At 56.1% G+C, this 12,790-nt stretch carries 12 protein-coding genes; 3 read left to right on the forward strand and 9 right to left on the reverse strand.

Translation table 11 applies throughout. The features are described from left to right. Positions 1 to 978: 978 nt before the first annotated feature. The 3 genes from CFBP4996_RS14540 to gcvA form a co-directional block, all read right to left on the reverse strand. Positions 979 to 1,383, reverse strand: coding sequence for a type II toxin-antitoxin system VapC family toxin (locus CFBP4996_RS14540; protein WP_080854773.1), 405 nt, complete (start codon positions 1,381 to 1,383; stop codon positions 979 to 981). Then, positions 1,380 to 1,613 (reverse strand): AbrB/MazE/SpoVT family DNA-binding domain-containing protein, encoded by a 234-nt coding sequence (locus CFBP4996_RS14545; protein ID WP_080854922.1) that lies wholly within the window; start codon positions 1,611 to 1,613, stop codon positions 1,380 to 1,382. Before CFBP4996_RS14545 ends, CFBP4996_RS14540 begins: the two co-directional genes overlap by 4 nt. Positions 1,614 to 2,034: 421 nt before the next feature. Next, positions 2,035 to 3,006, reverse strand: coding sequence for a transcriptional regulator GcvA (gene gcvA, locus CFBP4996_RS14550; protein ID WP_080854772.1), 972 nt, complete (start codon positions 3,004 to 3,006; stop codon positions 2,035 to 2,037). A gap of 127 nt (positions 3,007 to 3,133) precedes the next feature. Here gcvA and CFBP4996_RS14555 point away from each other — a divergent pair, with 127 nt between their 5' ends. Continuing rightward, positions 3,134 to 3,337: a DUF1127 domain-containing protein gene (locus CFBP4996_RS14555; protein WP_137396250.1), complete on the forward strand. Its 204-nt coding sequence runs from the start codon at positions 3,134 to 3,136 to the stop codon at positions 3,335 to 3,337. A 639-nt stretch (positions 3,338 to 3,976) separates the two neighbouring features. Continuing rightward, positions 3,977 to 4,576, forward strand: coding sequence for a glutathione S-transferase family protein (locus CFBP4996_RS14560; protein WP_272868921.1), 600 nt, complete (start codon positions 3,977 to 3,979; stop codon positions 4,574 to 4,576). 50 nt (positions 4,577 to 4,626) lie between these two features. Here CFBP4996_RS14560 and ampC read toward each other — a convergent pair whose 3' ends face one another. After that, positions 4,627 to 5,784 (reverse strand): class C beta-lactamase, encoded by a 1,158-nt coding sequence (gene ampC / locus CFBP4996_RS14565; protein WP_080854770.1) that lies wholly within the window; start codon positions 5,782 to 5,784, stop codon positions 4,627 to 4,629. A gap of 133 nt (positions 5,785 to 5,917) precedes the next feature. Between ampC and CFBP4996_RS14570 the strand changes: the two genes are divergently transcribed. Next, positions 5,918 to 6,799 (forward strand): LysR family transcriptional regulator, encoded by an 882-nt coding sequence (locus CFBP4996_RS14570; protein WP_080854769.1) that lies wholly within the window; start codon positions 5,918 to 5,920, stop codon positions 6,797 to 6,799. A gap of 3 nt (positions 6,800 to 6,802) precedes the next feature. On the opposite strand, the gene chrA is transcribed toward CFBP4996_RS14570, so the two are convergent. The 5 genes from chrA to CFBP4996_RS14595 form a co-directional block, all read right to left on the reverse strand. Beyond that, on the reverse strand, positions 6,803 to 8,032 hold the full coding sequence (chrA, locus tag CFBP4996_RS14575) for a chromate efflux transporter (protein WP_080854921.1): 1,230 nt from the start codon (positions 8,030 to 8,032) through the stop codon (positions 6,803 to 6,805). Positions 8,033 to 8,197: 165 nt separating this feature from the next. Beyond that, complete coding sequence (locus CFBP4996_RS14580; RefSeq protein ID WP_080854768.1) at positions 8,198 to 8,680, reverse strand: hypothetical protein; 483 nt, start codon at positions 8,678 to 8,680, stop codon at positions 8,198 to 8,200. A 131-nt stretch (positions 8,681 to 8,811) separates the two neighbouring features. Then, a complete protein-coding gene (locus tag CFBP4996_RS14585; protein ID WP_080854767.1) occupies positions 8,812 to 9,354 on the reverse strand; it encodes a hypothetical protein in 543 nt (180 codons plus the stop codon). Between the two features lie 218 nt (positions 9,355 to 9,572). Further along, positions 9,573 to 11,438, reverse strand: a complete 1,866-nt coding sequence (locus CFBP4996_RS14590) for a coiled-coil domain-containing protein (RefSeq protein WP_080854766.1) — start codon at positions 11,436 to 11,438, stop codon at positions 9,573 to 9,575. A 51-nt stretch (positions 11,439 to 11,489) separates the two neighbouring features. Continuing rightward, complete coding sequence (locus tag CFBP4996_RS14595; protein ID WP_233283558.1) at positions 11,490 to 12,458, reverse strand: hypothetical protein; 969 nt, start codon at positions 12,456 to 12,458, stop codon at positions 11,490 to 11,492. Positions 12,459 to 12,790: the final 332 nt, after the last annotated feature.

The following is a 12,790-nucleotide window of genomic DNA, read 5'->3' on the forward strand; positions in this document are numbered from 1 at the left end:
CAATAATAATCATCAATAATACTATTAATATACAATCTATCAGATATACTTCATATTCGTAATACAAACTACCATAATAAATACGCTCTAACCAATACAGTAATTTCAACATAAAAATCATATATTTACGCGTGTTATCGTCCCGCAATCCGCAAATTGCAGGCCGTAAAAACAAGATTCTGGCCGCGGATTTTCATCCGCCCTCAATATTCCTATACAATTCAACGTAGCATATATTTTATATGTTTCTGCGTATATATCTATATAAATATATGTTTACGGAATCCTCCCAGGTCGAAGGGGCTCTCCCCTCTTTATCTCGGCTTCCAAAGCTGAATCTTCTTCTGGTTGTACAAATATTGCTTCTTGCGACGACGATTCATAATCTTCGCCCCCTTCGCCTCATCAGGGCTGTATCTGCACGAGCTGCAAGAACGTACATTTCATAGAGACCCATTTGAACACACCTTTCCTATCACGCGACGCAGTTGCGACCGTGTTATGATCTTCATCTCTCTTTCCCATCTGCCTTTCAGCTCGATGGGCATTGCAACGGGGCACTGAAAACTGCCACCTGGGGAAATAAAGACACTTATCAGTGCCCCACATCAGTGATTTATGCCTGTCAGAGCCTGTCCTTCAGCCAATGCATTTCGAAGAGATAGAGAGACCCACCACAAACCCAATCCATCTCTCCTCCATTCATCACCAGAGGACATTCGCCGTAAGCGCGGAACGTCTCCCGGCTCATCGCAAAACAGGAGCAGTATAAGCTATGCAAACAGGCTGGGGATGAACGGGCAAATAAAAATGTTGCAAGGCACACAAACGGCTCGGCAACATTGGCCAGCCAACTTCACTTGTATGCTCGCATGAGCGCGCAAGCCTTGACACCGGATTGGCTCCCTCTGCAACAGCGCATTTCATTATCCATCTGAAACCGAACGGAAAAAACAGTACAAGAAAAGCCCTGCTCATTTACCGTTCAGGAGAGATCAATGTCACGGTTGGAAAATAGGATCGATATCGACCTACATCTCGTGTCAAAAGCGGAAAATTTTGAACCGCTGCGTGAGCACCGATAAAAAAATCAGGCAAAACGCCTGTACGAGAGCCGCCAGCACGACGATATTGGCCAAAGACCTTTCCCGCTAAAAACAATGCAGCGCGGGGAAAGGGAACCAGTTTTAATCCCGCCTCGTGAACGAAGACATCCAAAGCTTCAATACGCTCATACCGAACGGCAAGCTCCGCATAAACAACATCATTAATGAACAATGGACCGGAGACGCTTGCAATTTCTAGTTGTTCAATTGACCAATCGGCCCATGTCGGATCATTCGTTACCAGATCAAGCAGGACATTTGTATCAACGAGTGTCACTTCTCACCGCGCGTAAGCGCCAAGATGGCGTCTGTATCCAGGCCTTCTCCGGCATGGCCCCGGAGTTTGGAAAAGCGCGTTGGCGGCTGCTTTTTGTCGGCCCTGACGAGAACAATCCGGCCATCTGGAGCGCGAACAAAATCGACAGAGCTTCCCGGAGCAATACCAAGAAGTTCCCGCACTGCCTTCGGAATGGTGACCTGCCCTTTGGCGGTTACTGTCGTCGTCATTTGGCGCTCCTGTAGTACCAACATCAAAGATGGTATTACTTTCACGAGGCGATTTCAACGCACGTGGATATAAGCATCATGGATTTAGCATTTTAACGCGGGCCTAGATCGGTTTTTTACCGTGTCTTAGCCTATCTCAGCACCCATCCTGAAATGCTTGCAAATCTACAGTGCCGCAAAAAGCCGGCATTAGGTAGCACAGACCACCAAAAGCGCCTTACGACTCTGAATCAAAACAGAATTTCAGGCCAGCATTCCCACGAATGCCGCTGACGTTGATTGGGTTAGTGACAACGTTGCCACGGAGCCCACATCGGCGGAACGGCAATGCGATTGAAGAGTGACGCTTTCAGAGTAGAGGGTGTGAATACTTCGGACACGTCGCCTCTGGTTGGGCAATTCGATGCACGGCTTGGGCTGCCTAAGCCTCCCTGGTCCCGCGCCCCTTTTCATCGGATGCAGGTGTTCGCGATTCCTGACCCGGCATCTGTTCCGCCTCGTCAAGAATCCATTCGCGAAAGGCGACGACACGGGGATCGGAAGCCGTTTCCTGCGGATACACGAGGAAATAGGCGAGTTCGGACGGGATCGGGATGCCAAGATCAAAAAGCCGGACAAGCCGCCCCTCGGCCAGATCGTTTGCGACAGTGGTCAGGTCCACAAGTGCCACAGCATCCCCGCTGATCGCGGCTTGAAGCATTTCTGATGACGTGGTGAGCGCAACTGTACGACTGTCGTCGAAGGCGTTGATACCGGCAGCCGCCATCCACGTCGACCAGTTCGGCCACGCGACACCCTGTCGCTCCCATTCGATATGGACCAAGGTGTGATCAAGCAGATCAGTCGGCGTTCGAATGGGTCTCTCGGACGCGAGTAGCCGAGGACTGCATACGGGCACGACAACGTCATCAAACAATCGATCAGCGCAAAGGCCGGGATAGTTTCCCGTGCCGAAGCGAATGCCGATATCGATGTCGTCCAGCTCGAAGTCGCGCACCTCGGGGGAGATATCAAAGCGCAGGTCGATTTCCGGCCAAGCGCCACGGAAGCGTTTCAGCCGCTGCATCAGCCATTTGACGGCAAAGTCCGGATCGACGGTGATTTTCAGGTGGCGGGAGCCGCGCTCGGTCCTGCGGGCCTGCGCGACGGCACGCTTCATGAGCTCGAGCGCGTCAGCGGATGCGCGGCAAAGGATCAATCCCGCCTCCGTCATGCGGATCGAGCGATTGGTGCGCTTGAAAAGCGACAGGCCGAGCTGGTCCTCGATTTCCTTGATCTGGTAGCTGACCGCCGCCGGGGTCAGGCCAAGTTCGTCAGCCGCTCGGCTGAAGTTCAGATGTCGCCCCGCGGCATCAAGCGCTCTTAGCGCCCGCATTCCAGGAATCATGCTCATTTTTGCTTCAAAGAAAATTTGAAATTCTGAACAGGAATACTCGTTTCCCTGCCCGCATTCAATATGCGATTATGTCAATAACTCGAGAAATATCAGTTCACTGCAAGAGCGGCAAGGAATATGCCCCATGAACTCGACCAAAATTACCATCAATTTTTTTAATTCAAAAATGCACGATCTGGTGCGTCGATTCAACGAGGAAAAGCAGCGGAGGCGGACACTGAATCACCTCAAGCGAGACCTGCGTCGTCTTAATGAGCAACGCCTACGGGACATAGGCATCAACCCGGAGAACATTCCTCATCTGACGAAATGTGAATTCGAGTTTTGAAATCAGGCCCCAATGAGCTTCTGCGAAGAAAGCCCCCGACATCTGGGGATTCATTTCCATATGCCTGCAATGGGCCGAAAGCAATCGCGGGTCGCACGGATATCCAGCAAAAGGCTTTCGATCTCTCGCCAAAATTAACCATTTAGACCTCCTTCGGTCGACCTCGACGCGAAGTCCAGATAAGAACTTGGATCATGTTCAGGATGATACAAATACAGCTCTGATCTCCCGCGGCCTTTTCGTCCGCCGATCTGCTGTGCCTGCCGTCGACCTCTGGAGTCTGAACATGACCCTCATCGCCACCGCTGCCATTGCCCATCGCTCCCGCGCCGAGGTGTCGACCGTCAGTGTGTTGGTCGGGGGCTTGGAAATACGCCCAGCCACCTTCCGGATGGCGGAGGGGTTGAGCCGTGGAACCCCGACGACACGCCAAGGGCCAGCATTTCCTGCTCTCGCCAGAGTGCCGAACGCTGACGGTGCTTGATCTCGCCAAGATGCGGGATGCGACTGCCGATTACATTGTTCAGGAAAGGCATCAGTGTGACCGACTACCCCGAAAACACGCCCCATTGGCGAACCGCACTGGAAGAGGCTACCCTAATTGGCTTTCGAATTTGCCCGTTTGCGACAAGAGTCTAGATCGTCGCGAATCTAAAGAATATCAATCTACGGACAGAGTACATAGACTTAGTCGATAAGCCAGCTTGGTTTCTGAAACTATCCCCTACGGGTACGGTGCCTGCAATACAGGTAGGAGGGCGGTTTATCTTCGAATCAGTGGTTATTGCCGACCTCATCGATACCTTAACCGGCGAAGCGTTCTATCCTAAGGAACCGTTGGAAAAATTCCAAAACAAATCTTGGATTGAGTACGCTTCGACAGTCATTCGATCACAATACATGATGATTTTGGCTCGTGATCTGAATACCTTTGAAATCCAGAAAGGGTTACTTTCGAAATGTCTCGAAAAAATTGAAGGTGCGATCGCTGGAACCCCTTATTTCAACGGTCCAACCATCTCGATGGTGGATGCCGTTTATGCCCCGGTATTATATAGATTTCTATTTCTGGAAAGCGGCTACGGCATTAATATTCTGCATAAGCATCCGAATATTCGGATGTGGGCTGAAGCCATGACAACACATCCTTCAGTAGTAGCTATTCACGGCGACGATTTCAGTACCCAGCTAATCGAACACATGACGTCAAATGGTTCTGCGTCAACTCTTCGTAAATAGCGCTGTTTTTAACCAAAAAGAAATCTGGCTTACTGCCTTACTCCGTGTATTCACCGATCTTTGCCTAGCAATGTCAAAATCTCATATGCCGCAGAAACCCGTTCCTCATTGGGATAGTTTTTATTGGCCAGAATGACGATGCCGAGTTTCTGCTTTGGTATAAACGCCACATAAGCGCCGAAACCATTGGTGGAGCCGGTTTTGTTGATGAAGACGTCCTGGCGCGGTTTCATGGGTGGTGAAATTTCAGAGACCGGGACAGTCTTGAGCAGGGCGCCGGAATTCAGCTCTCGCAATGTCTTCAGCTGCGCGGGATGGGCATATTGCTCCCAGACCATGTCCTGCGTCATGGCGCCGACGCCGAAATATCCCGTATGGGTGTTGGTGAGCGCCTGCTGGATTTTTCCGTCCAGCTTTTCAAGTCCCATATTCGCATTGACGAAACGGATCATATCTTCCGCTGTCGATCTGACGCCGTAGGCTTCCGAGGAGAGAACGGCCGGTGTCACGCGGGCGGGTTCGCCGGTTCGCTTATAGCCCTGCGCGTAATCGGCCATCTTTGCCTCGGGCACCACGGTGAAGGTGTTCTTCAAGCCCAGAGCGGGAAAGAGTGCATCTTTCATGGCGTCATCGAAACTTTGACCCATGGCCTTTGCGGTGATGTATCCGAGCATTCCGATGCTGGGATTGGCGTAGGTTCTGTGTGTTCCGGGCTTGTATAAGGGTTTCCAGGCCTTGAGATAGGCCATCAATTGCTGTTCCGTCTTGACGTTATCCGGCACCTGCAACGGAAAGCCGCCGGCGGTGTGGGTGCCGAGTTGCATCAGTGTGACATCACCGAAGGGCTTGCCCTTCATGGAGGGAAGATAATCTTCCACCTTGCCGGAGAGCGAAAGCTGGCCATTCATTTCGGCATAGGTGCTGAGGGTGACCGTGAAAGTCTTGGAGATGGAGCCGAGTTCGAAAAGCGTCTGCGCCGTCACCGGCTGGCCCGAGCTTTTGGACATGACGCCATAGGTGAAGATATGGCTTTCACCATCGACACTGATACCAACGGCAAGGCCCGGAATGCCGTTTTTCTCCATGACCGGTTTGATCGCGGCATCCGTTATCGCTTTCAGCTTCGCATCATCGGCGGCGAGCGCCTGCGTGAACAGGCCCGTCGAAAGCAAAGTGGCCAGTGCGATATGTCTGCGATTAAGTTTCATCTTTCGCGTTCTCCAAAACCTTGGGTGGATTTTCAGCCCGTGGGCCGTTCCCAGCGAAAGACGTTTAACCGGCCTACATTGCACGAACAAATCATGATATCTCGGAAGAGACATAAGAAAATCTAGGTCTTGAATGGTTCGGCAATTTCTTCCCCTGAACGGCTTACGGGCTTTTGAGGCATCGGCGCGGCACCTGAGCTTCACCCGCGCGGCCATCGAATTGTGCGTGACGCAGGCGGCTGTGAGCCAGCAGGTGAAAGGGCTGGAAAAGCGGCTTGGCGTTTCGCTTTTTCAGCGGCTTCCGCGCGGCCTGAAGATTACCGCTGAAGGCGAGGCCCTGCTGCCGACGGTGACGAGTTCCTTCGACCAGATGGCGACGACGCTCGACCGGATCGAGGCCGGGCAGGTGCGCGAATTGCTGTTTCTGGGTGTTGTGGGAACCTTTGCCGTGGGCTGGCTGCTGCCCCGGCTGAAGGCGTTTCAGAAGCAGCATCCCTTCATCGATGTCAGGGTTTCCACCAATAATAACCGGGTGGATATGGCGGCTGAAGGGCTGGATTTCGCCATTCGTTTCGGCCAGGGCTCCTGGCATGGCACGGATGCCTTTCGGTTATTCGAGGCGCCTCTCTCCCCGCTCTGCACGCCGAAGCTGGCGGAGACGCTGAAAACGCCCGCTGATCTGATGGAAGCGACGCTGCTGCGCAGCTACAGGGCCGATGAATGGAGCAACTGGTTTGCGGCGGCCGGCGTGATGCCCGCGGCGCAGGTGAATGCCGGCATTGTTTTCGATACGTCTCTGGGCATGATGGAGGCGGCCCTGCAGGGGCTGGGCGTGGCGCTGGCGCCGCCATCGATGTTTTCGCGGCATCTGGCCTCCGGCGCGATCATCCAGCCTTTTCCGGTCACCATTTCGCTCGGGAGCTATTGGCTGACCCGGCTGCAATCGAAACCGCCGACACCCGCCATGCAGGCCTTTTCCGACTGGATGTTCGACAGCATAGGCGCTGCGGGATAAGGCTTATGCCAGGGCGAGCAGAACGCCGCCGGCCGCGCAGAGGACCACCACGGCCCATGGCGGGGTTTTCCAGATCGTCAACAGGATGAAGCCAGTGAGCGCCAGGGTGAAATCCTTCGGGGTGAAGATGGCGCTTGTCCAGACCGGATCATAAAGTGCGGCGCCCAGAATGCCGACAACGGCGGCATTTGCGCCGCGCATGGCGGCCTGTGCCAGAAGGTGTTTGCGGAACCCTTCCCAGAAAGGCAGCGCGCCGACCAGTAGCAGCATGCCGGGCAGGAAGATCGCAACAAGGGCGATCGCCGCACCTGCAACGCCGTTGGGCTGCGGCCCCACCACCGCACCGAGATAGGCGGCGAAGGTGAAAAGCGGACCGGGCACGGCCTGGGTTGCGCCATAACCGGCGATGAAGGCATCTTCCGTGACCCACCCCGTGGCGACGACTTCCGATTGCAGCAGCGGCAACACCACATGGCCGCCGCCGAAGACGAGCGCGCCCGCACGATAAAAGGCATCGAACAAGGAAAGGCCCTGTGACGCCGCGACCGCTGCGAGGAGCGGCAGGAGGCCAAGAAGCAGGGCAAAGGTGGCGAGCGCAATGTATCCGGCGCTTTTCGGCACCCGGAAGGCGAGATGGGTGGCCTGCCGCGCGGCATCGGCGCGACAGAAGACAAGCCCGGCGAGAGCGCCGACGGCAAGCGCCAGGATCTGCCCGAAGGCGCCGGCGAAAAACACGACGCAGACGATGCCGGCAAGCGCGATGCTGGCCCGCTCACGATCCGGCGCAAGGCTTTTTGCCATGCCCCAGACCGCCTGCGCCACGACGGCGACGGCGACGATTTTCAGCCCATGCAGGAGGCCGGTGCCGACCGGCCCTTCGATGGAGGCGGCGACCATGGCGAAGAAAAAGAGGAGAATGGCGGATGGCAGGGTAAAGGCCGTCCAGGCCGCCAGCGCACCGAGCGGGCCTGCCCGCAGCAGCCCGAGCGCAAACCCCACCTGGCTGGAGGCCGGGCCGGGAAGAAACTGGCAGAGCGCCACGAGATCGGCATAACCGGCCTCATCGATCCATTTGCGCCGCACGACCAGCTCATCGCGAAAATAACCGAGATGGGCGATGGGGCCGCCGAAGGAGGTGACGCCGAGCTTCAGGAAGGCCGAAAAAACCTCACCGGGCGTGCCGCGTCTCTGGCCGTGCACTTCGGTCTCTATGCTTCGCGTTGACGATTTCACCAAAGAACTCCCTGCGTGCAACGGCTCGTCGTCAACACATATCAGCCTCAAAACGGTTTCGGTATCAGACACCATTATGACAGGGATATGAAGGGGCTGGCGGCATCGACGCCGGAACGTTGCGATAAGGTTCCGGCGTCGTTTGGCGATTATCCGGAGAAGGACCTATCTCTCGGTCGGCAACAGGTCGGCGAAGTGCGAAATCCAGCCATTTTCATCGGTGCCGCCGGAAAAACCCGTTGCCTCCCAGATGATGTGATGCCTGTTGCTGCCGTTATGAATGGTCACCGCAGCGGCGATGGGAGTCGGGGATCGCCACGAAAAGTTGCGGTTCGCCCCGGGCTCGAGATGGCTGAGAGATTCGAGCTGGACATCGTCGAGGAAAAGCACCGTGCTCATCTGCGTCTCATAGAGGTTTTCCCATCGCGCCTGCGCCAGCGCATTCGCTGCCGCAACGAGAAGGTTGCTCTCACCGACGGGATCGGCCAGGGCCGCCAGGCGCCATGCGGCGAAGATATTGGCGATATCCCCCGTGCTGAGCCCGAGGCTTGAGAGGAACTCGATGGTCGGCGCATTGCCGAAAGCATCATAGCCCGCTTCGCCGAAGGGGCGGATATGCTTGACGACGAAATTGCTGAGAAGTGGCATGTGTATCTCCTTTTTTGGACATGAGCCACCTGTTCCCGGACGTTGACGTGCGGGATCGCATGGTGGGATTTTGTGTTGATTGCGTGCCGGATATCTCCGGCAATCGAGGGGAATGCGGCCGGCCTGCCGGCCTAGCCGAAGGTGATGGCGACACGGGCCGGCATTGCCAGAAACTCCTGCAGGCCGATGCGGGTTCTGGTGCCGCCCCGCCTGGCCGGCCATGGATCGAGGATATGTAGCTCGAGATCCTTGCCGTTCACGGTGTAGCCGTAGACGAGGTAATAGTGGTACTCCGTCCCGATCACGAAGACGCGGTTGTTATCGATCTCGTGTCTGACGACATCGGCCGTCAGGCTGTTGACGAAGTGGCCGCCCGTCGTGGTGTGATCGAAAGCGTTCCACTGGCTGGAAACCAGCTTGACGACATTGCTGTTCGCATTGGCGCCGCCCTGTTCATTGATGCCGGCGGATTGATCCAGAACCTGCGCCAGCTCCCAGCGCTCCTGAACCTGCGGATCGACGGTCGCAAGCGCCTCGGTATTGCGCCTTGCAATCTCGTATTGGGTGGCGGCGGGAAGCCGGTAATAGGCCCGCACCATCTGCTCGACGGCGGCAAAGCACCAGGCGGGGGTGTCCTGAGGCACCAAAACGGGAGGTTTGTTGACTGTCGGCATGGTCTTCTCCTTTCTGAAAATGACGCGGCGTGGGGCGCTTCGATAGCGGCCGGATGCCTGTCGTTGTTTGGTGAATGTCGAGGTTTCGACGGCCGTCCTGCCGGCATATGCACCGGCAGGACATTGCCCATGATCCCATGCACGAGGGGACGTGTTCGGCCGGGACCATGGAAACGCTTCCTGCCGGGCCGGGACAGGAACGGCAGGTTCTCAGGGGATCAGGCGGTCTTGCTCAAATCCTGCCGATAGGCCTGCAACGACGCGATTTTTGCGTCCGCAGCGGCCTCGCGTTCGGCGACGATGGCCGAGAGCTTTTCCGCGACACCCGCCAGATAGCCCGGCAGCGCTTCGCTACGGATATAGCTGCCCTGCAGCTTGTTAAGCGTCGACCATCCGTCCGCAAAGCTGCGGTTGAACAGGTCGGAGACGATCACCACCGCATGCCACTGGGCGCTCTGCCTGACGAAGAACTCGTCGACGGAGCGAACGAGCTGGGCGAAGCGGTTCTTGCGAATGACCTCCAGTTCGGCAACATTGTCGATAGCCTTGATCTGGTGCTCGGCATCATCCGCAACCGCCTGCATGAAATCGGCGAAGCTTTTGAAAAAGAAGGCGACTTCCTGGATGATCTCCTTCATGCGTTTCAGCGCCGTGATGCTGACATTGAGCGATTGAACCGCAAGCTTGATCTTGTCGTCCTCGGCCTGCTTTCCTTTCAGGAGCGCATTGATCTTTATGAGCTCAGCGGTCTGGGTGCGGCGTTCCTTCTGATATGCCTCCGCCTTGTCGATCATCTGCATCTGGATTTCACGCAGGCTCGCCGCTTGCTGTTGCTGCTCATCGGTAAGCTTGCCCAGCCCCTTGTCGAGCGCATCGAGCGAAGCCTGCAGGCTGGAAATCAGCGTCTGTTGACCTGCAATCTTTTCCTCCTGCGCCTTCAGTTCCGTAGCGCGCGCGGTCAGGCGTTTATCGAGTTCGGCAAGCTCGACCGCTTTGCTCGATTCCGGATCCGCACCCTCGGCTTCCTTCGCCAGCGCCGACCTGTTGTCCTGCAGCACTTTGATATCCGTCTTCAAGGTGTCGCGTTCTTCCTCACTTTTGCGCAATTCGGCTTTCTGCTCGGAAAGTTTACTCTGCGTTGCGGCCGCATCCGCCTTGTCGTCGCCCGTCGGCGTGCGGGAGCCGCCACCCTGCCCCCGCCCATCAGCGCCCTGACCATCCTTGGACTGTCCCGAAAGCGCGCCACCAACGGAAGAGGCCAGCATGGAGGCTGGGCCACCTGCGACCATGGCGATGGCGGGAACGACGCCTGAAATCATCTGCGCCCCGACGCGGACGATCGACATGATAAAAGCGCGGTCTTCTGCCGTATTGGCCCGCTTTTCATATTCGCTGGCTTTCTTTTCGAATTCCGCGACCTCCGCCGTCAGTTCCTTCACGAGCGTTTCAAGCTGCTCGCGCCGAGCGTCGGCCTCCCGGATCTCCCGCTCCATCACCGCCTTGTCTTCGAGACGCCGGCTCAAAGCCGTTTCGCTCATACTCGTGGCTTGCGTTATGTCATCGATGATGGCGTCATAGGTCTTGGCAAGGGAAACAAGGTCGTCACGCACCTTCAGTGCTTTGTCGCGGATACCTTCTGCCAATTTTATCAGTTTGTTGGAGACGAACGCCTTGACCTCGGCTTGATCATTCCCCTCCTTGACATCGAGCCAGTCCGGGAAAAGAAAGGCGATGGACTCGCCGATGCGGCTGGCCGTATCGATCGCTCTTCTCATGACTATTTCGCTTTTCTGCTGCGAAGCAATCAACCCGTTCATGATCGCGGTGATGCGATTACGAATCTTGTCCTCCTCCTGCGGCGTGGTGTTGTAGGCAATGTAGAGGAGATCGATCGCATTGTCGGTATCACGCTTGGCGCGCTCGACATCGTAGGTCCCCTGGATCTTATCGACATAGGATCGGACGAGCGCCGTATTCGACTTGGGAAGATTGAAGCTCGGCTGCGAAACAATCGCATCGACGTCGGCATCGATCGCGCTGTTGATCTGGGCGGCCCGACTTTCAAAATTAACGACATTGTTCATTTTAAAGACTCCTGTTGATGGGTGGCTGGTTTCCGATAGGCATGTGATTACTCAGGGCGAGCATCGACGCTTCGCCTCGTCCGGCAGGTCAGCTTCGGTGGAGGAAATGAATTGCGGTACGCCATTGGTCAGACCCGCGATTTCCTCGGACAGCCGCGTCACCAGGCGTATCTGCGCATCGTCGGGATTGACTTCACGCGCATCCTGGAGGGCATTGCTGAAGGTGCCGACCTGGATGTTGAAGTCCTGAACCTTGACGTTAATGGTGGAAATCGCCGCCTTGAGTTTGATGATCTGCTCTTCGAGCTGATTCACGGCATTCTGGTTTTCCGTGCGGCTCTGCCGCGCTGACTCAAGCTGGCGGCGATTGTCTTCCAACTGTTTGTGAACGCCCGCAAGGGCTTCTTCTGCACTGCGCAACCGGGGCTGCGCGGTACGGAGGTCCCGCTCCGCATTGTTCATCCAGCCCAGCGCCTTGACCGCGGCGTCACCGGCCTGGCAGATCCCGGGCAAGAAGATCAGCACCTGGCTGCAGATTTTTACTCTTTTAGCCTGCTCCTCCATTTCCCTTCGGGCTTTTTCGAAAGCGGCATAGCGCGTTTTGACATACTCGCTCTCAGACCGGACCTGCTCCTCATAACCTTTCACGCTGGCTTCGGATTGCGCCACCTGCCGCTCCAGCTCGATCTGCAGGGACAAGGCCTGCCCCAGCGCCGCCTCGCGGTCGGCGCTGAGTTGCTGTTGCGCCGTCAGATGTTCCATCAGGCACACGGATCGGCGGCCGAGCAGCTCGCGGCTCGCTTCCGCCTGTTGCAGTTTCGACTGGAAAGCCGCCGTCTGCTCGGCGGTGAGGGTTGCAGCGTTCGCAAGGGCCGGCTGGCCCATGGACGGGATATCGAATTGCATTGCGAAGGCCGCAAGGCCGGCAAAAACGACATGTTTAAGTTGCATCATTTCAACCTCCTCTGGAGAATTGGGGATGAATAAAAGGCATGACGGGCTCCATGCGCCGCCCGGCATCGCTGCCGACCGTGCCAGAGACATGGCAGTAACATTCGGATATCGGGTGGTTTCGGACGCATCGTCTGCAACGTCGTCAAGACCTAAAAAGCAACCATCAAAGATTGCATTCAGGGCAAATGGACGAAAGATTCCACATCCGACACTTCATTAAATTATGCAATAAAAACAGCAGATAACGCTATTGTCAGCGTTACTCCCGCAAACCGTCTCAAAAGGGAACACATTTTTACGTGCCCTTTAACATTCAATTTATGAGAGTATTTTTTAATACCGCTCAACAGGGCCTCGGGGGAGTGCAACAAAATGCACGCATCTTCCGGAGCGGAACC

This window comes from Agrobacterium leguminum, from assembly GCF_005144435.2.
In the GTDB taxonomy this organism is placed as follows: domain Bacteria; phylum Pseudomonadota; class Alphaproteobacteria; order Rhizobiales; family Rhizobiaceae; genus Agrobacterium; species Agrobacterium leguminum.

Excerpts from the sequence above, each read along its gene's own strand:
- CFBP4996_RS14545 (WP_080854922.1), bottom strand. The coding sequence starts at position 1,613 with ATGACGACGACAGTAACCGCCAAAGGGCAGGTCACCATTCCGAAGGCA.
- gcvA (WP_080854772.1), bottom strand. The coding sequence starts at position 3,006 with ATGAGCATGATTCCTGGAATGCGGGCGCTAAGAGCGCTTGATGCCGCG.
- CFBP4996_RS14555 (WP_137396250.1), top strand. The coding sequence starts at position 3,134 with ATGAACTCGACCAAAATTACCATCAATTTTTTTAATTCAAAAATGCAC.
- ampC (WP_080854770.1), bottom strand. The coding sequence starts at position 5,784 with ATGAAACTTAATCGCAGACATATCGCACTGGCCACTTTGCTTTCGACG.
- CFBP4996_RS14570 (WP_080854769.1), top strand. The coding sequence starts at position 5,918 with ATGGTTCGGCAATTTCTTCCCCTGAACGGCTTACGGGCTTTTGAGGCA.
- CFBP4996_RS14580 (WP_080854768.1), bottom strand. The coding sequence starts at position 8,680 with ATGCCACTTCTCAGCAATTTCGTCGTCAAGCATATCCGCCCCTTCGGC.
- CFBP4996_RS14585 (WP_080854767.1), bottom strand. The coding sequence starts at position 9,354 with ATGCCGACAGTCAACAAACCTCCCGTTTTGGTGCCTCAGGACACCCCC.
- CFBP4996_RS14590 (WP_080854766.1), bottom strand. The coding sequence starts at position 11,438 with ATGAACAATGTCGTTAATTTTGAAAGTCGGGCCGCCCAGATCAACAGC.
- CFBP4996_RS14595 (WP_233283558.1), bottom strand. The coding sequence starts at position 12,458 with ATGCCGGGCGGCGCATGGAGCCCGTCATGCCTTTTATTCATCCCCAAT.